The 21,645-nt window shown below is 50.9% G+C and carries 23 protein-coding genes and 1 pseudogene; 12 read left to right on the top strand and 12 right to left on the bottom strand.

Features of this window, described 5'->3' with window-relative positions; all coding sequences use genetic code 11:
- Nucleotides 1–114: 114 nt before the first annotated feature.
- Nucleotides 115–308 (top strand): annotated as a pseudogene (locus K3T83_RS57755) (DDE-type integrase/transposase/recombinase); the annotation flags it as partial.
- Entirely contained in the window at nucleotides 309–554 is a 246-nt protein-coding gene (locus K3T83_RS57750) for an integrase core domain-containing protein (protein ID WP_220201443.1), read from the top strand.
- Between the two features lie 285 nt (nucleotides 555–839).
- Here K3T83_RS57750 and K3T83_RS02695 read toward each other — a convergent pair whose 3' ends face one another.
- The 4 genes from K3T83_RS02695 to K3T83_RS02680 form a co-directional block, all read right to left on the bottom strand.
- On the bottom strand, nucleotides 840–1,469 hold the full coding sequence (locus K3T83_RS02695; RefSeq protein WP_220201442.1) for a hypothetical protein: 630 nt from the start codon (nucleotides 1,467–1,469) through the stop codon (nucleotides 840–842).
- A gap of 69 nt (nucleotides 1,470–1,538) precedes the next feature.
- Entirely contained in the window at nucleotides 1,539–2,270 is a 732-nt protein-coding gene (locus K3T83_RS02690) for a response regulator (protein ID WP_220201441.1), read from the bottom strand.
- Nucleotides 2,271–2,525: 255 nt separating this feature from the next.
- On the bottom strand, nucleotides 2,526–2,696 hold the full coding sequence (locus K3T83_RS02685; protein WP_220201440.1) for a hypothetical protein: 171 nt from the start codon (nucleotides 2,694–2,696) through the stop codon (nucleotides 2,526–2,528).
- A 26-nt stretch (nucleotides 2,697–2,722) separates the two neighbouring features.
- Complete coding sequence (locus K3T83_RS02680) at nucleotides 2,723–3,976, bottom strand: citrate synthase family protein (RefSeq protein WP_220201439.1); 1,254 nt, start codon at nucleotides 3,974–3,976, stop codon at nucleotides 2,723–2,725.
- A gap of 296 nt (nucleotides 3,977–4,272) precedes the next feature.
- Here K3T83_RS02680 and K3T83_RS02675 point away from each other — a divergent pair, with 296 nt between their 5' ends.
- From K3T83_RS02675 to K3T83_RS02665, 3 genes are all read left to right on the top strand, one after another.
- Nucleotides 4,273–5,520: a CaiB/BaiF CoA transferase family protein gene (locus tag K3T83_RS02675; RefSeq protein ID WP_220201438.1), complete on the top strand. Its 1,248-nt coding sequence runs from the start codon at nucleotides 4,273–4,275 to the stop codon at nucleotides 5,518–5,520.
- Between the two features lie 57 nt (nucleotides 5,521–5,577).
- A complete protein-coding gene (locus tag K3T83_RS02670; RefSeq protein WP_220201437.1) occupies nucleotides 5,578–6,579 on the top strand; it encodes a hydroxymethylglutaryl-CoA lyase in 1,002 nt (333 codons plus the stop codon).
- A gap of 150 nt (nucleotides 6,580–6,729) precedes the next feature.
- Entirely contained in the window at nucleotides 6,730–8,097 is a 1,368-nt protein-coding gene (locus K3T83_RS02665) for an MFS transporter (protein ID WP_220201436.1), read from the top strand.
- Between the two features lie 248 nt (nucleotides 8,098–8,345).
- Here the strand turns inward: K3T83_RS02665 and K3T83_RS57125 are convergent, their stop codons facing one another.
- The 5 genes from K3T83_RS57125 to K3T83_RS02645 all read right to left on the bottom strand — a co-directional run bounded on the left by K3T83_RS57125 (nucleotide 8,346) and on the right by K3T83_RS02645 (nucleotide 12,933).
- A complete protein-coding gene (locus K3T83_RS57125; RefSeq protein ID WP_268963430.1) occupies nucleotides 8,346–8,480 on the bottom strand; it encodes a hypothetical protein in 135 nt (44 codons plus the stop codon).
- Between the two features lie 53 nt (nucleotides 8,481–8,533).
- The gene (locus K3T83_RS02660) at nucleotides 8,534–8,938 is read right to left on the bottom strand and encodes a hypothetical protein (protein WP_220201435.1); all 405 of its coding nucleotides are present in this window, start codon (nucleotides 8,936–8,938) and stop codon (nucleotides 8,534–8,536) included.
- A gap of 322 nt (nucleotides 8,939–9,260) precedes the next feature.
- Complete coding sequence (locus K3T83_RS02655) at nucleotides 9,261–11,375, bottom strand: xanthine dehydrogenase family protein molybdopterin-binding subunit (RefSeq protein ID WP_220201434.1); 2,115 nt, start codon at nucleotides 11,373–11,375, stop codon at nucleotides 9,261–9,263.
- A complete protein-coding gene (locus tag K3T83_RS02650; protein WP_220201433.1) occupies nucleotides 11,372–12,364 on the bottom strand; it encodes an FAD binding domain-containing protein in 993 nt (330 codons plus the stop codon). Before K3T83_RS02650 ends, K3T83_RS02655 begins: the two co-directional genes overlap by 4 nt.
- Entirely contained in the window at nucleotides 12,364–12,933 is a 570-nt protein-coding gene (locus K3T83_RS02645) for a 2Fe-2S iron-sulfur cluster-binding protein (protein ID WP_220201432.1), read from the bottom strand. The genes K3T83_RS02650 and K3T83_RS02645 overlap by 1 nt, the downstream gene beginning before the upstream one ends.
- A 206-nt stretch (nucleotides 12,934–13,139) precedes the next feature.
- Between K3T83_RS02645 and K3T83_RS02640 the strand changes: the two genes are divergently transcribed.
- Nucleotides 13,140–13,721, top strand: coding sequence for a PadR family transcriptional regulator (locus tag K3T83_RS02640; RefSeq protein WP_220201431.1), 582 nt, complete (start codon nucleotides 13,140–13,142; stop codon nucleotides 13,719–13,721).
- Here the strand turns inward: K3T83_RS02640 and K3T83_RS02635 are convergent.
- Together K3T83_RS02635 and K3T83_RS02630 are read right to left on the bottom strand one after the other, a co-directional pair.
- Complete coding sequence (locus K3T83_RS02635) at nucleotides 13,700–14,050, bottom strand: hypothetical protein (protein WP_220201430.1); 351 nt, start codon at nucleotides 14,048–14,050, stop codon at nucleotides 13,700–13,702. The two genes, K3T83_RS02640 and K3T83_RS02635, sit on opposite strands and share 22 nt — an antisense overlap.
- 437 nt (nucleotides 14,051–14,487) lie before the next feature.
- Nucleotides 14,488–14,751, bottom strand: coding sequence for a hypothetical protein (locus K3T83_RS02630; protein WP_220201429.1), 264 nt, complete (start codon nucleotides 14,749–14,751; stop codon nucleotides 14,488–14,490).
- Between K3T83_RS02630 and K3T83_RS02625 the strand changes: the two genes are divergently transcribed.
- Nucleotides 14,730–15,134 carry a PPOX class F420-dependent oxidoreductase gene (locus K3T83_RS02625; protein WP_220201428.1) on the top strand — a complete coding sequence of 135 codons (405 nt, stop codon included), beginning with the start codon at nucleotides 14,730–14,732 and terminating at the stop codon, nucleotides 15,132–15,134. The genes K3T83_RS02630 and K3T83_RS02625 overlap by 22 nt on opposite strands.
- A gap of 82 nt (nucleotides 15,135–15,216) precedes the next feature.
- On the opposite strand, the gene K3T83_RS02620 is transcribed toward K3T83_RS02625, so the two are convergent.
- Nucleotides 15,217–15,597: a hypothetical protein gene (locus tag K3T83_RS02620; RefSeq protein WP_220201427.1), complete on the bottom strand. Its 381-nt coding sequence runs from the start codon at nucleotides 15,595–15,597 to the stop codon at nucleotides 15,217–15,219.
- A 374-nt stretch (nucleotides 15,598–15,971) separates the two neighbouring features.
- Here K3T83_RS02620 and K3T83_RS02615 point away from each other — a divergent pair, with 374 nt between their 5' ends.
- From K3T83_RS02615 to K3T83_RS02595, 5 genes are all read left to right on the top strand, one after another.
- On the top strand, nucleotides 15,972–17,015 hold the full coding sequence (locus K3T83_RS02615; RefSeq protein WP_220201426.1) for a LacI family DNA-binding transcriptional regulator: 1,044 nt from the start codon (nucleotides 15,972–15,974) through the stop codon (nucleotides 17,013–17,015).
- A 244-nt stretch (nucleotides 17,016–17,259) separates the two neighbouring features.
- Entirely contained in the window at nucleotides 17,260–18,327 is a 1,068-nt protein-coding gene (locus K3T83_RS02610; protein ID WP_220201425.1) for a Gfo/Idh/MocA family protein, read from the top strand.
- Nucleotides 18,328–18,339: 12 nt separating this feature from the next.
- Nucleotides 18,340–19,410, top strand: a complete 1,071-nt coding sequence (locus K3T83_RS02605; RefSeq protein WP_220201424.1) for a Gfo/Idh/MocA family protein — start codon at nucleotides 18,340–18,342, stop codon at nucleotides 19,408–19,410.
- Nucleotides 19,407–20,459, top strand: a complete 1,053-nt coding sequence (locus tag K3T83_RS02600) for a Gfo/Idh/MocA family protein (RefSeq protein ID WP_220201423.1) — start codon at nucleotides 19,407–19,409, stop codon at nucleotides 20,457–20,459. Before K3T83_RS02605 ends, K3T83_RS02600 begins: the two co-directional genes overlap by 4 nt.
- Nucleotides 20,456–21,547 carry a Gfo/Idh/MocA family protein gene (locus K3T83_RS02595; RefSeq protein WP_220201422.1) on the top strand — a complete coding sequence of 364 codons (1,092 nt, stop codon included), beginning with the start codon at nucleotides 20,456–20,458 and terminating at the stop codon, nucleotides 21,545–21,547. The genes K3T83_RS02600 and K3T83_RS02595 overlap by 4 nt, the downstream gene beginning before the upstream one ends.
- Nucleotides 21,548–21,645 lie beyond the last annotated feature (98 nt).

Here is a 21,645-nt window from a genome sequence, read left to right as displayed (position 1 = left end):
AACCATATCTTAGCACATGATTTATTGTTTGTCAATATATTATTATCGTTATTCGTGAGCAGCGCTAGCATTGCATCCGCATCATAGTCACAAGAGGGCAAATTCCTTATGAAAAGTGGATGGGCGATATTACTGCTAGTCTTCACCTATGAGGGATGGCTCTACCTTGCTGTTGTGCTTGATCTCTTCTCACGCCGAGTAGTAGGATGGGCTATGGCCGCGAACCAGGACGAGTGGTTGAGACGGCGTTGCTTAGTCGGCGTCCAGGAATTGGGTTACTCTTTCATTCTGATCGAGGATCGCAATATATGAGCAATGCTTACAGCTCTTTGGAGGCTTCATTCCATATCACTGTCAGCGTGAGCCGAACAGGCAATTGCTATGATAATGCCGTGACCGAGTCGTTTTTCGGGACACTCAAGGCTGAGTATATTGAAAGCTTTCCCTTCGTGAGTCGGGCGCAAGCCAGGCAAACCATCTTTGAGTACACTGCGGGCTTTTACAACCGAGTTCGACGGCATTCTTCCTTAGGCTACAAACAACTCATCTGTTAACCCCAAGGGTTTGGGGCCTCCGTAAAAATGGGTCAATCTCATTGTCCAGGTGACCCCATATTCCTGAGCCAGTTCTCGCAAGGAAGTTCCCTATAGGTCAACAAGCGAGAGACGAGCATTCCATTTGTTCGATAAGCTTTTCTGTGATCTCAGTTCTGACAGAACCCACCTGGATGCAAGTCAGGTAATCTGGGAGTTCTTCCAGCACTATCACCAATAGACCGCAAACAGGCACGACACAGTTAAGAGGCGTAAAGCTTTATCTGCATATCCTGGTTAGTTCGCCTACCCTAGAAAGAGAGCAGCCAATAAGATCACAAGGCCAAGAATGCGTATACCATCCCCAACATAATCCAGGTAGAGGAGGTGGGGTAAGAAGAATTCCATTGTATAGACCCAGATGCCGAAAGTGATAAAGAGAAACGCTAGTCCCATCAAGAGGCTAAAGCGCGTCCGTTTGTTCATAAAAATAGCGGTGTAATTCAAGAGAATTGCGAAGCAGACGGCACTTCGCGAACCGCTAAGCAGAGCTAAGATCGTGGGATCAGAGTTTACTGGGATGAGAGGCGTAAACACAAGCAGTGCAAGCAGGAGTATCGTGCCACCAATATGCCACCATTTGAGGCGCTGAATATACGCCTCTGATCCACGCAAGCTAATCAAAAGGATAAATAAATAGCTGATAGTCTGTCCGATATAGCGAAACCAGAGGCTATTGAATGTACTATTAGCAAGGAGAGTATCTTCAAGCAATCCGGTAATCCCTCCTAATGCAATCACGCTCATCGATAAACCAACAGAAAAAAGAATGTCTCCCTTCGTTTTCACATAATGATAAAATGCCTGAACTGATATCAGCAGAGTAATAATGATCTGAATCACGAGAAGAATGTCTACAAGTGCTTGAGAGTTCATACTATACCTCCTATCAGGTAGAGGAAGTGCAGGAAATAAGATGTGAGCAACTGTGAAGAAGGTGGGTTGTCAACCTTCTGTGTGCTTGAGTGCAGAACAAACAGACGTCTCGTCTATCAGTTGTCCATCTATATCGTGCATCTGAATGCGCTTCTCTTTGAGCAGCATACAAAGAAGTCTGGCGGTTTCTTCTGGCTTCACACCAAGAGTCATAGCAAGCTCGCTCACTGTTTTTTTGCCGTTAATAGCACTATAGAGGCGGCGGGTCTGCTCATGCTTCAATGGGCCAGGATCGGCAAAAGGACTGCTCACACGCATCATCTCATGATCTGGCAAACGTCGTGGAGTGAACTCCAGAAGCGCATGAAACGAGAGTAATGGCTGAAGGGGGGCTGGTGAAGGAGGGGGGATTGCAGTACGCAAGTCGTCAGGAAGGTGTTGCCAGATCTCCAGCAGGAGTGTCTCGGCGGTCAAGGGCTGCGACAGATAATGATCTGCCCCCTGACGTAAGCCATAGCTCTGATCGAGAGCAGCTTCCTGAGAACTCATAAGGAAAATACGAATCATCTCTTCGGGAAAGTTCTGGCGTACACGTCGACAAATTGCATATCCGCTCATATCTGGCAACAGCACATCCACAATCAAACACTGAGGCCGCCAACTCATTAGCTTCGCAAGACCTTCCTGTCCCATCAGCGAGATATCTACCTCATATCCTGCTTGTTGAAGGATTGAGGTGATAAAGAGGCAAGTAGAGGCCTCATTATGTATAATCAGGACTTTTGGACGAATGTTTATCATGCTTTCTCCTATCTAAGCGGCCATCACTATCCAAACGCTTTATCTTCTCTTGCTAAATGATCCATACATCTAAATCCATAAATTAAGGTGATGTATAGGTGAACGAGAAATATATACCGTATTCACTGTTGCCCTGTCAACGCATGATTGAAAAGTAGTACAAAAGTATAAAAACTAGTGATTAGTTCGTTACTATCTTTTTCGGAGTATTGATTAGAAAAAAATAGAACAAGTAATTAATAAATCATGATTATACTACCGACTGGTTCTTAGCGAGTTGATAGTATAATCATGATCTCCATGATCCGATGCACCCGTTTCTGGTTGATTTTCCAGACAGCTCGCAAAGAGTACATGGGTCACACGCCGATAGCCGTAGCCTGGAAAATCCAGCACGATGTGTTCGATGGCGTCACGTAACGCCATCTCAGCTTCCCGTTTTCTACATCAAATCAGTCCTGTTTATGTGGAAGAGGTCCGATATAGCGAGCGCGCGGACGAATAACCTGGTTGGCCTGATATTGCTCAATACTGTGCCCAATCCAGCCAATGGTTCGTCCCAAAGCAAAAAGCGCGATGGCGCTGCCCTGCGGCAAATTCAACGCACGCGCCAGTACGACTAGTCCAAAAAAGATTGTCGGATGTTCACCCAGCAATGTATACGTTTCATCGGCGGTGCGTTGCGCGATGAGCACAGCAGAAGACTGCGGATAAATCCGAGCTGTCAACTCAAGCAAGAGCTTTCCTCGTGGATCGCCTCTGGGATAGAAAACGGAGCCAAATCCTGGCACAACTTCCCCAAAACCTGGAATAGGCTCGCCGCGTTTGAGAAGACTTGTAATAGACGCGCGAACCCCATCCGGGTAACCTGCTTCCCGAAAGAACGCTTCTATTTTTTCGGTTTGTCCAGCGTGCTTAATCCCCTGGAGAGCCGCTAAACCTGAGCAAACAACTGCGTAAGGAGTTGAGCCAGATGAAGCCACGCAACGGGCCGCGAAGGTAGTGACATTAAATTCCTGATCAGCGCAGAGGATGAGAGCAGCCGTTAATAATGTTCTGGCTCGCTCATCATCAGGAACCCATCCCTGTTGTACCGTACGCGCAATTTCGTAGGTCGTCCCGCGTCCATCAGCTGCAATGATCGCTAACAATTGCAGAATACGTGCACCCGTCTGAGCAACGGCTTCGGGACGCAAATCATAGGCCGCAATATCATCATGCGCAACTAGCGGCAAACATACCTGAAACGCCTCCAATGCGGCCAAGCCACGAAGGTGTGGGCGAATCTTCTGATACTGGACCAGCAGGCTTTCCAATGGCGTGTGCCCAAATAGAGCGTGCTCATTCGTCATATCACCCGACCAGATAAGCATCGCTACTTGCTCAACCGTGTGAGTGGTGGCAAGCTTGAGCGCATCGTATCCTCGATAGAAGAAGCGATCCTCTGTCATCATCGTAATGGCTGACTCCATTACCGGTGTGCCCGCCTGGATTGTACCCGCAGCCACCTGTTCGGGATGACGAGCTTCGGCCTTACGCTTCTTGAGTCGCTGGACATCTTCTAAAGGATACCAGCGGTTTCTTTTCGGTCCATCACTGGTTTCCGAACGCAGCAATCCTCGGCTCACATAGGCATAGAGCGTATCCAGGCTAATCTCAAGCTCAGCAGCCGCTTCCTGAGCCGTTAAATAGCGATTCTTTTCCATAAACCAATGCGTCTCCCACTGCCAGGGATACCTTTCCTACTATTTTTATCTAGCATACAATATGTTGATAGTCACAATCAAGGTAATATGCTCCTTACTACTAAAAAAGATTGATTTATCTAATCAAGGTTGACAGGTGATTGATTCCATGGTACTACTTGATTAAGCTATGCAGTGCTGCCAGAGAATCCGAAGAGAGACCAGTTTTGCCGATGCATGCCTCTCTGTTATCCATTTCGATTGCCGTTTGAGAGACCGGATTCTGGGCCAGTTAGAGATGCATCAGGAGGAGACTGATGGACAGGCAACCCGGACCACTGAGTGGTCTGCGAGTACTGGAACTCGGCAATCTTATTGCCGCACCATATGCCGGCAGGATTTTTGCTGAATTTGGAGCCGAGCTGATAAAGGTTGAACGCCCACAGGAAGGCGACGAATTACGTCAATGGCGTCTTTTCCAGGGCGATACCTCCCTGTTCTGGTCTTTCCACGCGCGCAACAAGAAATCGATTACCCTTGATTTACGCAAGCCAGAGGGCCAGGAGATTGCGCTCAAGTTGATTCAACGGGTAGACGTGGTGCTAGAAAATTTCCGGCCTGGTACGCTGGAGAAATGGCATCTGGGATATGAAGAAATGCAGCGAGTCAATCCAAATGTGATTCTGGTGCGCATTTCAGGGTACGGCCAGAATGGTCCATACCGGGACCGGCCTGGTTTCGCCAGTGTCGCTGAGGCCATTGGTGGGCTACGCTACCTGACAGGCTACCCTGATCGTTCACCGACCCGCGTTGGAGTTAGTTTGGGCGATTCGCTAGCTGGACTGTTTGGGGTTATCGGAGCACTTATTGCCCTGCTTCACCGAGAACGCCAGGGAAAACAGGTTCCAACAAGCAACATCGTGCACAGCTATGGACAGGTCGTCGATGTCGCGCTTTACGAGGCAGTCTTTGCCATCACTGAGTCCCTGCTACCAGAATACGATGGGTACGGCATGATCCGCCAGCGCACAGGTAACGTCTTGCCAGGACTTACTCCCTCTAATACATATATCTGCCAGGAAAATAAGTGGGTAGTAATTGGGGGTAACGCGGATGCCGTCTTTAAACGTCTGATGCTGGCAATTGGCCAGCCAGGTTTGAGCGAAGATCCTCGCTTTGTTGATAACGTCGGCAGAAGTCAGCATAGAGAGTTTCTTGATCAAGTTATTTCTGACTGGACCTCGCAGCATACGCTGTCCGAGGTCATTGAAACAATGGTCGAAGCTGGCGTGCCCGCTGGTCCCATCTTCGATGCCGCCGATATAGCCAACGATCCACATTTTCAGGCTAGAGGCATGCTTGAGGATCAGATAGTCACCATAGAAAAACACCGCGAACAAAAACACGTGCGCTTCCCTGGCATTGTTCCCAAACTCAGCGAAACCCCAGGCAAAACACAATGGCCAGGTCCAACTCTTGGAGAGCACAATGATGAGATTTATCGTCAATTCCTGGGCTTCTCTCCCAAGCAGATCGAGGCACTCAAGCAAGCAAAAGTAATATAGTGTCCAACGCTAGAGAAACACACCCACTATCGGTTAGAGCAATGAAAAGGAGGCTGTATGCACGATAATAACTCACCAACACAGATGCCTGCACACATAAAAGTGACCGAGGTTGTTACTCGTGATGGCTTTCAGAATGAAGATCGCGTTGTCTCAACCAAGGCAAAAATCCAGGTGATTGAGGGGCTGGTCCAGGCTGGCATTACCTCAATTGAGGTCACCTCCTTTGTGCATCCCAGAGTCGTCCCGCAACTAGCTGATGCAGATGAGTTGGTAACCCGCTTACCGCATCATCTGGGAGTGGTTTACAGCGCGCTTGTTCCCAATATAAAGGGAGCCCAACGCGCTCTGGCCACAGGCATCACCGAACTGCATCTTGTTCTTTCGGCCAGCGAAAGCCACAACCTGGCAAACCTGAACCGCTGCGTGCGCGAATCACTCGCCCAATTGGCAAGGGTTTGCACTTTTGTGCAACGGGAAAACCCGGAGACCGTCCTGGTGGGAACTATCGCGACAGCATTTCATTGTCCCTTTGAGGGTCGCACGCTTGTTGAGCGCGTGATATGGATAACTGAAAAGCTCGTTGATATGGGCATCCACACGGTTGTTTTAGCAGATACAGATGGCGCCGCAGCTCCCTTACAGATAGAGCAAACGCTCTCTCTAGTCAGAGAACGCTTCCCAGAGATTATCTTAGGCCTTCATCTCCATAATACACGAGGTATGGGACTGGCAAACGCCTTTGCAGGCTTACGCAGCGGCGTCACGCTTTTTGAATCTTCGTTAGGCGGAATCGGCGGTTGCCCATTTGCCCCCAATGCGACTGGAAATATCTCAACCGAAGACCTGGTTCATATGTTGCACGAGATGGGATTTCATACAGGTATTGATCTTGACCAGCTCATCGCCGAGGGACGCAAATTGCCGGCAATAGTGGGGCACCATCTGGCATCCCAGGTAGCAAAAGTGGGCAAATCAAGCGACCTGCATCCCTTCACAGGGACAAAAATCGCCAGTTCGCGTGCTTCTCAAAAGGAGGTGTCTGGCCATATACATTGATCTGTTGAAGCTTACCTTATCACCTGGAGAAGCCAGATGATAGTAGAAGCTGCATCCAATGGTGGAAGTACGGGCAGTGATAGCAAGCAACCTACTGAAATTGACAGGCATCGCAAGATGCGTTTCCCTCAATGATGGAGGCATCAATCTATGGCAGTAACTCAAACGCAGGTAAGCATAGCAGCACGCATGGATCGCTTACCTGTCTTCTCATTGCACCGCAAACTCGCTTTAATCCTGGGCCTGGGTACCTTCTTCGACATCTACGATGTCTTTCTCGGAGGCATTATAGGAACTGTGCTGGGCACGCTCTACAATCTGAATGCGCTTGAAAAAGCTGCAGTAATTGGCTCTGGCTTCTTCGGGATGTTCGTTGGCGCAATTGTAATGAGTAGCCTGGCAGACCATGTTGGTCGGCGTACCATGTATATGGTGAATCTCTTTATCTACTCGCTATTCTCCCTTGCCGCGGCCTTCGCCCCTAACGTTTTGTTTGTGGTTATCTTCCGCTTTCTGGCAGGTATAGGTCTCGGCTCAGAACTTCCTCTGACAGACGCCTATATGGGTGAAATGCTTCCCAAACAGGCCCGTGGACGCTATACAGCCTGGGCCTACACTGTAGGATTTCTTGGCGTCCCGGCCTCCGGGTTTGCCGGAAAGTTTCTTGTGCCGACAAACTTTCTCATTCCTGGCTGGCGCTGGCTCTTCATACTGGGCTCACTGGGCGCACTTATCATCTGGTTTACTCGCCGTAACCTGCCTGAGTCTCCTCGCTGGCTAGAGATCCGCAATCGCACTGAAGCGGCCAACACTGCTATAGAAAGCTTTGAGCAAGCAGCGATGCAGGAGCTGAAACTCACGCAGCTGGCTGAACCGACAACGCCAGCCAGCGAAAGCGAATCACAAAAACATTCATCTTTCGGCGAAATGTTCCGTGGTGTTTACACGAAACGCACGACCATGCTCTGGATTTTCCAGTTATTCCAGACGGTTGGTTACTATGGTTTCGGTTCGCTGGCTTCAACTATTCTGATAGCGAAAGGCTTCAACATAGTTTCCACGTTAGGTTATACAGCGCTCATCTACGTGGGCTACCCATTTGGATCACTCATCTCCATTCCAATCGTCGAACGTATGGAACGCAAGTGGCTGATCGTTGCAACAGCGTTTCTTATGGCCGTATTCGGTCTGAGCTTTGGCTTTGCGGACTCCGTGCCAGTGCTCATTGTTTCTGGTTTTTTATTGACAACCATGAGCAACGTCTTCTCAAACGCCTATCATATCTATCAGGCAGAGATCTTCCCAACACGTATCCGAGGCTCAGCAGTTGGAACGGCTTATAGCATCAGCCGCCTGGCCAGTGCAGCATTGCCATTTATAGCCCTGCCGATTTTGACCACCTCAGGCCCTACGGTTTTCTTTATCGGGTCAGCCATAATCATGGGGCTCGTCTGTCTTGATGTCTGGTTACTGGGCCCAAGAAGTACTGGACAAAGCCTGGAAAATCTTGCACAGTAAACCGAACTTTTTAGCTGCCATTCTCATGTTCCGCGCTATTGTGGATAGCGCAGGCGGAACATGAGAATGCCGAATTTTTAGGGGAAGAGCTTACTAGCAGTTAAACTGGCGAAAAAAAGCTACGTCGGTAATCTTTCCTTGATAAGCTTTTCTTCAAGAGTTGCGGCGCGTGGTCTGTATTCCCAGGCCGTCCGTGAGTGGGCCTGATCCGTTTTATTCGACAACAACAGGAAGCGGATGGAAACATATTAGCGACCCACTAATGCCGCCTCTACCTCCTCCAATTTGGACAAAGAGCGACGGTCCCCCAGTTGTTCAAACACGATTCGGGCGCGTTCCAGATGGGTTGGATCGCAGGTCCGTTGTGTAAGAACAATGCACATACGTGCTGCATGCATGACCCTGTGACTTGCTTCCACCTCATTGATAGCATGTTCTAGTCTGGTGTTATCTCCATTCGTCGGCGCTTGGTTGATCTCCAGAATCCATTGAGGAGCGTTTCCATGTAAGTAGTGCCTATCTTTCTGTGAAAGGGGAAGGAGAGGGAAAGGATTCCGTGTTCGTTATAGAGGAGCAACATTTCCCAGAGGCATACTTGGGACAGATTATGAGCTATATTCTCCACTTTCTGAGGATTGTCCTCAAAGAGAGCTTCCAGGAACAAGCGTTCGGGAGAGTCCTCGTTAGGATAGATCTGTCTCAATATGGCTCTCGTTGCATCCTTGCTGAAAGCGATCCAATCGCCCTGACGCTGAAAATAGTCGGCTGCCTCCAATCCGATCTTGCGTTTGGTAGTGATGATGCCGAGCGAGGGCAGCGGCCAGCCCTCGCTCGGCATCATCACTACAAGAAGATTTCCTTGATTGTAACAGGCTGGCAAGGAAGTTGCAATCTTCCAGCATACAGCCGACAAAATCGCCTGGCGACCACGCTATCAGAGATGGACAACTCATTACCAGGGCAAGCTTATCCTTGTCCGCCCATCATGGAACGTGGGCAAAGAAGAGAGAGAGGATAAGGGCCTGCAAGGAACGGAGCAAGGCCCTTTCTCTCCCCTTCTTACCGCTCATATCGTTTGATACCTCTCCCTCTTTTGTTGGATTCGATGTTCGTGTACCGTCCTCCCAACGAGAGTCATTCAAGCATATGGCACACGAACATCTCTAGTGAGAGAGCGAGGCGAGCAGCTTATCAGGTGAGAGAGGAAGGTCGCGAACACGAATGCCTGTCGCATGGTAGACGGCATTGGCAATTGCTGCCGCAGTACCAACGATTCCAATCTCGCCAATACCCTTGGCACCGACAGGGTTGACGTAGGGATCAACCTCATCAATCCACTGAATCTCGATAGCTCCCACATCGGCATTTGTCGCGATATGGTACTCCGCAAAATCGTGGTTGACATACTCTCCAAAGCGTGGGTCCATCACACTCTGCTCGTGGAGTGCCATTGAGAGGCCCATCGTCATGCCGCCCAGGAACTGCGAACGCGCGGTTTTGGCGTTAATGATACGGCCAGCAGCAAACACACCTAGCATACGCGGCACACGAATTTCGCCAGTATCCATATGGACACGGACCTCCGCGAACTGTGCGCCAAAAGAATGCATTGCATACTGGCCAGCATAGGGACTGCGCTCCAGCCCACCTCTCACTTCCAGCCCACCCTCCGGCAGCCTCCCTCCTAGCTCACCGTACAATGTGGCGCGGAACTTCTGAGCTGCATCCATGATCGCTGATCCCCAAGAGGCCGTGCCAGCAGAACCGCCAGCGAGTCCAGCCATCGGGAGATTAGTATCGCCAATCTCTAGATGGATTTGTTCTAGAGGAACTTCAAGAGCATCGGCAGCAATTTGTGCCAAGACCGTCCAGGCTCCGGTTCCGATATCCGAGGCATCGATGAGCACGCGATAGTGATCAGCGCGTTCCGCACGGATGCTGGCTGTTGAGGGGAAAAACACTACTGGAAAAGTTGAAGCGGCAACTCCAGTCCCAATGAGCCAGCGTCCCTCTCGCCATGTTGCAGGCTGACGTGGGTGCTGCTGCCAACCAAAGGCCTCAGCTCCCTGGCGAAGACAGGCGACAAGGTTGCGACTACTGAAGGGCAGACCGGATTCGGGATCGACCGCTGGATCATTCTTGATACGGAACTCGATAGGATCGATGCCACAAGCCAGCGCGAGTTCATCTATGGCCGATTCGAGGGCAAACATTCCTGGGCACTCGCCCGGAGCACGCATGAAGGTAGGGATCGGCACATCGAGGCGTGCCAACCTGTGTGCAGTGCGGCGATGTGGCGCAGCATACATCATGCGTGTAGCGCTCGCGGTTGGCTCGGCAAACTCATGAAGCATGCCAGTCTGCTCCACAACCTCATGGGAGATAGCCATGAGCTGTCCATCCTGCTCGGCTCCCAGGCGCAAATGCTGGATCGTCGGTGTGCGATAGCCGACCACCGCAAACATCTGCTGACGCGTCAGGGCCATCTTCACAGGTCTTCCCTTTATAAGCTGGGCTGCCATGATCGTCAGAATAAAATGCGAGTTACCACCTTTAGAGCCAAAGCCTCCTCCAACGAAGGCGGAGATCACGCGTACACGTTCAGGTGGGAGATTGAAGGCTGTGGCTGCAATATGCTGAACAGCATGAGGTCCCTGGTTTGAGTCGTAGAGCGTCAGACTATCATCTTTCCAGATCGCGATTGTCGCATGAGGCTCCAGGGCATTATGATGATACGCAGGTGTGGTGTAGGTTTGATCCAATTGGACAGGAGAAGACGAGAGAGCAGCCTCGACATCACCATACTCAGTGTCCGTAGCCATGCCAGCAGCAAGCGCTTGCGGCTTCACAAGATCAGCGCGGTCGGCACGCAACTCTGCATCGGGAGGCAACGCTTCATACCGGATATCGAGGAGTTCAGCGGCCCGGCGCGCGTTCTCCAGGGTCTCCGCTACAACCACTGCAATGAATTGTCCGCGATAGGCGACACGATCCGATTGCAGCACTGCCAAATCATTATTGGGGCCAAGGAGTCCAACCGGAGCAACCTTGGGAGCATTCTCATGAGTAATCAACCCGAGGAAGCCGGGCAAGGTACGGGCATGGGTAGCATCAATAGCAACGACGCGGCCCTTTGCAATCGTACTTTGAACCGGAAAAGCGTACACCACATCCTCAAACTGATACTCAAAGGCATAGGTAGCGGTTCCCGTCACCTTCCTGGGTCCATCAAGACGGCTGATCGGTGCACCAATCAAGGGTTTGGTAACCTGGATCATGAATGGCTCCCTTCTACAAGCTCCTGCAAGGTACGAATCAGAATGTTGCGAGCAAGCTGAATCTTAAATGCATTCTCACGTAAAGGTCGGGCATTGGCAAGTTCAGCTTCGGCGGCTTGCACAAAAGACGCTTCGGCCGCAGGTGCGCCGCGTAGGACTGCTTCGGCCTTCTGTGCGCGCCAGGGAATGGTCGCCAGCCCACCGAATGCCAGTCGCACATCGCGGATCACCCCTTGATCCACATCGACGGCGGCGGCGAGCGAGACGAGTGCGAAGGCATAGGAGGCTCGATCTCGTACCTTCCGATAGCGTGAGGAGGTGGCAAAGGGAAGCCCCGGCACCTCAATCGCAGTGATCAATTCACCATACTCAAGCACCGTATCGCGTTGCGGCTCATCGCCGGGAAGGCGATAGAAATCGAGCAAGGGGATATCCCGCTCTCCTTGTGGACCCAACACATGGACGCTAGCACCAAGAGCAGCCAGCGCCACAGCCATATCGGAAGGATGTGTTGCGATACACGCTTCTGAGGTTCCTAAAATCGCCATGCTGCGATGATAGCCGTCGCGAGCGGGACAACCGCTGCCGGGTTCACGCTTATTGCAGGGCTTGGTGACATCCTGAAAGTAGACGCAGCGTGTCCGCTGTAAGAGATTTCCCCCAATCGTCGCCTGATTGCGAATCTGTCCCGAAGCCCCCGCTAGCAAGGCCTGAGCAAGGAAAGGAAACTTTTCGCGAATGAGTAGGTCAGCCGCAAGATCGGAGTTACGGACGAGAGCCCCAATACGGACGCCACCATCTGGGAGAGCCTCGATACGATCGTAGGGCAGTTGTGTAATATCGACAAGCACATCTGGCTGGCTCACACCGAGCTTGAGATGGTCTACCAAATTGGTTCCTCCAGCAAGATAGCCAGCATGCGTGGCCTGCGAGACCAAAGCCACGGCACTCGCGGCATCCTGGGCCCGCTCATATCTAAAGGGTTTCATTAGCGTGTTTCCTCATCTGTTATCGGTCCCTGTTGAGACACCTCGGCAATTGCGGGAACAATGTTTGCGTAAGCGGCACAGCGACAGAGATTGCCACTCATCCGTTCACGAATCTCCTCTTCATCGAGAACGACATGCTGAGCTGTCAGGTCTGTGCTCACCACACTGGGCCAGCCAGCCTTCGCCTCGCGTAACATCCCAACCGCTGAACAGATCTGACCAGGGGTACAATAGCCGCATTGAAAGGCATCGTGCTCGATAAAAGCCCGCTGCATTGGATGCAACTGCTGGCCCTCGCCAAGCCCCTCAATCGTGACGATCTCTGCTCCCTGGCAAGCGACCGCCAGCGCGAGACAGCTATTGATACGTCTCCCATTGAGCAAAACCGTACAGGCTCCACACTGCCCATGATCACATCCTTTCTTCGATCCGGTTAAAGCAAGATGCTCGCGGAGTACATCGAGCAGAGTGACACGAGAGTCAAGCTCCAGCGTATAATCTTTTCCATTGACACGTAAAGTCACCGTGAGCAACTGGAGAGGATGCCTCGTATTTGTAGACAGGATCATTCTAAACTCCTTTTCGCAACTAAAAAACGATCAGAAATCGATGAACTGCTCCTTTGTGCTTGCAAGAGGGTAGATCACTTGCTAGAATAGGGATAGCTCATACGCGATAACCCTATGCTAGTGTGCGACACACAGCAGCATAGCACACTCTTTTGCAATATGTCAATTGCTTACATATGTTACGTTATAACATAAGGATAGTTTCAATGAACACACTAGCATACATTTTGTTGGGGATGTTAGCACGCGAACCATTGTCAGGATATGATCTTGTAACGCTTCTGAAAAAACATTTTGGTCCGTTCTGGGCAATCAGTCATACCCAAATTTATCCGGCACTGGCCCAATTAGTGGAAGCGGGCTTCACAACCTACCAGATTATCGAACAACAAGCCAAGCGCCCGGATAAAAAAATTTATCAGATTACAGAAGCAGGTCAGGTAGCACTTCGGGCCTGGGTAGAATCCTCGACCTCTCCAGCAATCATACGCGATGAATTTCTCTTGAAAGCCTATAGCCTCTGGGTGGCAGATCCCAAACACATGCAGGCTATTTTCCGTGAGCAGATCGCGCTGCACCAAGAACGGCTCTCTATGCATGAGCAGGAATTGGATGCAAAGCGAACCAAGTATCTGGCAATGTCACAGGGAAACAGTGAATCCTTAGCTATGGCAGAACTGATTTTCAAATACACCATAGGGTATGAACAAAATTATATTAGCTGGTGCAACGATGTACTCCACTACCTTGAGCAGCATGAGGAGGCTCATAGGGGAGAAGAGGAGTGACTGGACTCGAACGGGTCAACCTCACTGGTCCTTTCCAGGTCTTCCTTAATCTTGCCACGGGAGAGCAGATCATCGGCCTGTTTAGCCCAGGCGGCTCCCTGTGGCGTAGCTGGCCCATGAGCCGCATTGGCCACGTCCCATATGTGTTCGCGGGCATGGTAGAGATCTACGATGTGCACTGCGTTGGGGAAGTGCTCCTCCGCCAGACGCCAGATCCACCGGGCGCCATCTCCCAAGATTACCACTTCTGCCGCTCTGTTCAAGCCACATTGGTGGGCCAGCGTATACAGGAAGCGGGCAAACTCCTCGGCATTCTTGCGTCGAGCCACATACTGGATGGGTCCTGGTTCATCGAGAAAGACGCCAGGGGTTAACTTCGAGCGCTCACGCCCAGCAATCTATCCTGCCTGAGTTGAAGGTGCTGTTCGGCGTGGAGGCATATCTTATTGAGGAAAAAATCTCCCTGATCAGACCGCACAGTTTTGCTCTTCCCGACAGTTTCATAAATGAGTGTCTCTCCAACTGGGAACGCTTCGGCAGCGTTGATGGAGGGTATGCTCAGCTAGGAGAAGCGCTCGGGTAGATCCGAGGAAAAAGATGGACACACAAGAGATGGACCATCCACGGCGCGAAGCGCTTCTGTGCGTTGACGACCAAGAGGAGATGATGAGTGATGATCATCACACACATTCAGTACACGGTGAGAGCCGGGTACGCAGCAGAGAACCAGGAGTATATTCGTCGGATTCTGGAGGACCTGCGAGCCTTAGATCGGACAGATATCGGATTGAGCATCTTTATCAAAGAGGACGGAAAGACATTTCTCCACTTCCTTTTCTGCGAGCATGAAGAAGCAGAACAGACGTTTTTCCCAGCTAGAATCGCTCCAAGCGTGGAGAACAGCGCTTGTCGAAAGTTCTCCTGAAGTGCCGCTGACTGCACCGACCAGATTGAGCGTCGTTGGTTCGACGGCAAAATTGCTCTGATGATGAAAGGAAACACACGCTGATGGTAGATATTCCACAGGCATACACTGATCTGCTGGACACAGCCACCCTGGCCCATGTCGCCACCATTGGGCCGAAAGGTGAGCCACAAAACACCCCTGTCTGGTTCGACTGGGATGGCAGCCACATCCGTTTCAGTCAAAGGAAAGATCGCCAGAAGTTCCGCAATCTCCAGCGTGATCCTCGCCTCGCGCTTTCCATTGTTGACCCAAACGACCCGTACCGCGCCCTTGAGATACGCGGAAAGGTCGTCCGCATCGAGGAAGATCCCGATCTGCACTTTCTCAATGCCCTGACGAAACGGTATCTCGGACGAGACACGTACCCGTTTCATCAACCGGGCATGGAACATTTCGTTCTCGTTGTTCAACCTGAACATCTCACCCAGCCCAAGAGGAGTCTCTGATTCCTCCCCCGGCCCTTTTGCAAAGCGGGTGTGAACACGGATTCGCACCCGCTGACAGCAAGAGCATTCTAGAGAGCTTGCTTCAAGGAGTCTCACATGCGCCCTTCAGCCTGCCTGGCATCCTCCATCTGAACCCTCGTGCGTGGAGCAAACCATCATCCAACGCATCAAACGAGCGAAATTGTTTGTCTTTCTCCGCCATCACCGCCACGGGATTATCGTTATCATAGAACGCTTCGAGGGTGCGCTCGCCACTGATCGCATAACCCAGAAGCACGACCGCAAAGTCAGTGAGGTCGTAATGTCCGAACCGACGCCGGGCAAGGCGCACGCGCTCTGAAATGTCTGCAAGTACACCCAGGTGCCGAAGATAGTGAGCGATCACAGTCACCTCCCCGAACCAGGACGGCGTTGAAGGTACTGACTGAGAGGAGGTCTGGATGAAAATCTCCGAATCTTTCATCGACTGGCCTCGTCAGATGAGCCGAGCATGCTGGAGCACCTCTTGCGCTTTTTTTGCGCTTTTTCTCCCCCGTACTTTTTGAAAATTTCGATGAATGCCTGGGGGCGGTTGGATCGGTTGGACCGTTGCACGTTTTTCCACAGAGGGTCTGATCCAGCCAGTGAAAGATGACCGTATGGGCATAGCTCAAGCCCCCATCTGATCTTACCTGACTCACCTCGTCTTGTCTAGCTGATTCTGGGTTTCCCAACGGTATCAATTCGGGATGAGTCATGTTCGTAGTGTCTGTCCACCACCTCTTGACAACGAAAGAAGTCACCAAGTATACTGTAATCGGTTTACTAAACCGATTGCGTAAAAGGTAAAGGAAAGAGATGCCGGTCGTATCCAATCATCATAATAAAAAGTTGACTATTCACGATATCGCCGAACTAGCAGGAGTTTCTGCTGGAACTGTATCGCGCGTTTTGAATAATCAGCCTGGAGTGAGCGTAAAAACGCGTGAGCATATCCAGGCAATTATTCAGCAACAGGGATATCGAGCCAGTTTTTTCGCACGAAGTCTGCTGGCTCGTCAGAGCTTTGCCATCGGACTTGCGCTTTCCAGTACAGCATCAGAATTATTTGCCGGTCCCATTGTTCCTGAGCTGGTCGGCTCAATCGGAGATGCACTTGCGAGCGAAGGATATACGCTCACCCTGATTACCGGTTCACATGAACAGCGTAATCAACGTTTGTTACGCGAGGCGGCGGAAGGGAAGATAGATGGCGTATTGTTGCCTGATATTCGTATCGGTGACGATATTATTGATAAGCTTCTGGAACAAGAGATACCTACAGTGATCATCGGGCATCGCGATGAGCGCAAAGAGGTCGCCTGGGTTGATTGCGAACACGACTGTTCGGCAGCTTACCTAACTCGCATGCTTATCAAGCAAGGGCATAGGCGTATTGCGTTGGTAAATGGACCAGAAGAATTTTATGCTTGTCATTTGCGTCTCGAAGGTTATCGCTCTGCTTTGCAAGAAGAGGGACTAGACTATAATATGGATCTTGTATCTGTCGGTCCCTTTAAGGCTGACTATGGCTATCAGACCACTCAAAAACTGCTAGCTTTACCTCGTGTAGAGCAGCCAACGGCTATTGTCGCAGGAAGCGATATCATCGCGGCAGGCTGTCTCGGCGCTGTCAAGGCAGCGAACATGCAAGTACCCGCCGATCTGGCAATTACAGGTTTTGATGACAATATTCTCTCAACATTTACTCATCCGCCTTTAACTACAGTGAAAATGCCGCTAGAGCAGATGGGGAAAGTAGCGGTAAACATGCTTATTTCCTTAATTAAGGGCGAAAAGCTAGAGCCAACTTCACTGATCCTACCCTGCTCTATCATTGTACGCACATCTTCTGGTAGTTGAGAAAAGTATCTTTATCAACCCATTTATGTACTGAAGAAAGGAGGAAAATAGACAGAACGCCAATCTGGCACGTAAAGGTATCTATAGAGCTTCCACATCTCACGTTTCACGCTGTTCCACCAGCCTACAAATCAAACGCGTCCCTCTCATTCTCAGGTACGTAGCCTGAGAAGGGGTTTTGTGCCTATACATCCGAACAGCAGTACGACGTGTAGGTAGTATGTCATGTACTAAAGGAGCATTCATGAAGACACTTGGCATAGGTGTTATTGGCTTGCATAACCACTATCATGCTTATCCGATGGCGCACTATTTACAGCAAGGTATTGACGGCGCTTGCCTTGTTGCAGTCGCCGACGAACGCAAGAACTACGCTGAAGAATTTGCCAGACGCTATGGCGCGGGGGCTTCATATAAGGAATATGAAGCTCTGCTTGAGCGATCCGATATTGATATTGTCGTCATCACGTCATTCACATCAGCACATGCAGAGCACTGTATTGCTGCGGCCCGGGCTGGGAAACATATCCTCCTCGATAAACCAATTGCGACGACAATGGAGGACGCCGAGCGAATCGTTGAGGCTGCACATCGACATGGCGTTAAATTGATGATGGCGTATCTCCTGCGATTCCTGCCAGCATATCAACGAGCAAAAAAATTGATTCAAGAAGGAGTGATAGGAAAACCAACTTCTGCGTTCTATTCTATTCGTATTCCTGTCGATTTCATCCGCGATGCGCCAGATGTGCAAGATCAAGGATGGTACATAGACCCGGCCAAAGGCGGAGGAGGCGGTTTTCTGGACCACGGAGCCCATTTCGCCGACGCGTTGCGCTGGTTTTTTGATAGCAATGCAACTTCTGTCTATGGAAAAATTGGGAATCTCACCTATAAAAATTTGCCAGTTGAAGACTATGGTATTTGTACTGCGTCCTTTGCAGGTGGACAGATTGGCACGATTGAGAGCAGCTGGCACGCAGCTGAGTGGTACGGTCCACTCACCAGCCCTGACCGCTGTACTATCAGCGGCACTGAGGGTGAAATTGAATTGCACTATCAGAAAAGCCCTCAGATGGAGGTTGCTTCACGCATTGCTCCCTACACAGGGCGCACCTATTATGATTGGGTGGGCGATGAGCGCTCGGATATTTGCTACAAGCGCATTGTTGAACATATGGTGAAATGTGTCCAGGAAGACCTCCAGCCAGATGTGACTGGCGAGGATGGAAAGGCTGCCCTCGGACTTATCCTCGCTGCTTACCGTTCAGCCCGCGAGGGGCGTGAAATTCTTCTTGAAACGCAGAAGTAAGGAGAAATTGCAATGGTTGGAATAGGTCTGATTGGGGCGGGTAGAATCGCCAGGGTTCATGCGAAAGCGTATACTAATGTAGCAGGTGCGCGTTTGCTTGCCGTTGCTGATGTAGTTCCTGAAGCGGCGGATAGTCTCGCCGCTGCCTTTCACCTGGATGCCTACTACGATTATCAGGAATTGCTGGCACGCCCCGATATTGATGGCGTCATCATTGCAGTCCCAACCCCTTCTCATACGCAGGTGGCAGTGGATGCCGCACGAGCAGGCAAGCATGTCTTTTGCCAGAAACCAATTGCGCCGACGCTAGCAGAAGCTGATACGATTACTACAGCCTGCCAGGAAGCAGGAGTGCAGCTCCAGGTCGGCTTTATGCTCCGTTCGTCGCCGCCAATTGCACAAATCAAACGCCTGATCGAGGATGGAGTTCTTGGCGATATTATTTCGTTGCGCGGCTCCGCTTTTGGCTGGATGCCCAATAACGATTGGTTCTACCAGGTGGATAAGGGTGGGGGGCTGGTTATCGATACGATGATTCATTTTCTGGATTTATGGCGCTGGCTGGGTGGACCCATCCAGTCGATACAAGCTCAGGGGGGGGCCTACGTCCTGGATGGCGCGCGGCGCTTTCAGTCTACTGATAATGCCCAGGTTTCGTTACACTACACCAGTGGTGCCTTTGGCAACATCTACGGGAGTTGGACAACAGGTTATGGAGATTTCTTCTTCGAGGTCTATGGAACGAAAGGTTCTGCTTTTGTGGATTTCCTGCAACGCCAACCCTCAGTTGTCCATATAAAAGATGCCTCTGGAGTTTCGTTGCTCACGCCAAAGGTCGGTTGGAACTTTCAGGATACGCTCTGGGATATTACCTACGCATCAGAAGCACAACATTTCGCAGCAACTATTGCAGGGATTGAACCGCTGGTGGCCTCGGGCACTGATGGAAAAGCTGCCCTGGAATTGGCTTTCGCCGCAGAACTCTCCATGATGCGAAACGCGGCAAGTGTAGCGCTTCCTTTAAGCAGTGAAGAGGCCGTATCTGCTGTTGCCCCTCGACCACAAAAGGAGGTGCGCCGATGAACAAGTTAGGAGTCGGCCTCATTGGCTGTGGAAGCTGGGGAACGGGCGTGCATCTTCCCGCCTTGCAAGCGAATCCAGCTGTACGCGTGGTCGCAGTAGCTTCGCGTTCAGCACAACACGCTGAAGCCGCTGCACGGGATTTTGAAGTCCCCCATTGGTACACCAATTATCGCGATTTGTTGGCGAACCCGGAGGTAGAGATTGTCGATATTTGTACACCTAACAGTTTGCATGCCGAAATAGCTATCGCGGCAGCACAGGCAGGGAAACATATTATTTGTATTAAGCCTCTGGCTGCGAATGCAGCACAGGCAGAAGCAATGCTAGAAGCGGCGCGCCTGGCGAATGTGCGAATTTTCTATGCCGAGAACGGTCTTTTTATCCCGGCAGTGCAACAGGCGAAAGCAGCCATCGACGAAGGGGCGATTGGCAAAGTTTTTCGCGTTAGAGCGTCCGAGGGCATCCAGGGTCCGCATGCTCCCTGGTCTTACGATCCTGCTATCGCTGGCGGTGGCTGTATTCTGGATATGGCAATCCATAGTCTTGCCTTCTTACGCGCTATAGCGGACTCTGAAGCCACGCAGGTGTACGCGGAAACCGATACGTTTGTACATGACATTCCGTTGGAAGACACGGCTGTTTTGACCGTGCGCTTTGCAAATGGGGTCATCGGGGTGGCTGAAGATAGCTGGTCAATGGTTGGAGAAATGGATTCACGCTTTGAAGTCTATGGCACAGCCGGACGAGTTTTGATCGATATGCTGCATTCGCAGCATCTGCGAGTTTACAGCCAGACGGGCTACACCTACTGGGGAAAGCGTTCGGAGGAAAGTAAAGGATGGACGTATCCACTTCCGATGGCCGAGCATATTTTCTTCGGCACAGACGCCATGTTTACCCACTTTTTCGCCTGTATCCAGGAAAACAAACCTTGCCGCTCGACTGGTGAAGACGGGCTGGCTATTTTGCGCCTGGCCGAAGCCGCCTATCGTTCCGTTCGCAGTGGGAAAGCGGAACAGGTTAGTTCGCACGAAAGAAGAGGAGCATGAGTAAGAAAATAAACGTGGGAATGATCAGTTTTGCCCACGTCCACGCAGACTTTCGCGCCCGCGCCCTTGGGGAAATTGAGGGAGTAGAAATTGTAGCCATTGCTGATGATAATGAACAACGCGGGCGCGCGGCAGCGGCCACCTATGGAGTAGAGACATTTTATACCAACTATCACGATTTACTCTCGCGCGAAGATCTCGATCTGATTTTTATCCACGCGGAGAATAACCGACATGTAGAGATCGTCGAAGCTACGGTAGCTGCAGGGAAACATATTTTCTGCGAGAAGCCAATGGCAACAACCATCGAGGATGCCGAGCGCATCGCGTATATGGTAAACAATTCCAATATTCGCTTTACTGTTGGCTTTGTCAGTCGCTATATTCCAGAAGCTGAACGAGCCAGGGCTATTATCGAGACGGGCACGCTGGGTACTATTCTTTCAGCCAGAGCGATGATCGGTCTGTCCGGCATACGCGAGATAGGTTGTCCTGAGTACATGGCTAGGTGGATGGAAGATCCTATCCAGGGTGGTGGTGGTGCCTTCATCGATGAAGGATCACACGCGGTCGATCTCTTGCGCTGGTACGTTGGTAACGTTGATGCAATATACGCAACAATGATAAATAGAGAAAAAAAGCATCTACAGGTGGAGGATATAGCAGTGGCAACCTTGCGCTTCCACAATGGAGCACTAGGTGAATTGCAGACAAGTTGGAGTCTTCACATAGATATCGGGATGCGCAATGTCATTGAGATTTATGGCACAGCAGGTACTATGATTGTCGAACTCACCGCGCCAGCACCTTCCTTGCGTCTCTACACGGAGACCCAGACTTCACCTGTATTATCTGGTTGGATTGTGCCACATATAAAGCCTGCAGAAAGTGAACCGCACGACTATCAGAGCTGGCCCACAAATGCGCTCCATTACCGTCGCGAAGTCGAAGATGTCATTGCCCGTTTCCGCCAGGATTTGCCATTTCGTACCAGCGTCGAAGATGGTTTACAGGCGTGTCGTATTATCGCCGCAGGCTATGAAGCTGCGCGTAGCAAAACGGAAGTCATCCTCTCCAAAGAGAAATGACCTCCAAATATCGCCTTTTTAGGAAGGAGGGATGAGAAAAGAGTCCATTGAGTGCGAAGGTAGTTTTCACATCTATTTCCCGTTCATGATTGTCTATT

Source organism: Reticulibacter mediterranei, assembly GCF_016587455.1.
This window is presented reverse-complemented; position numbering and strand designations above follow the sequence as displayed.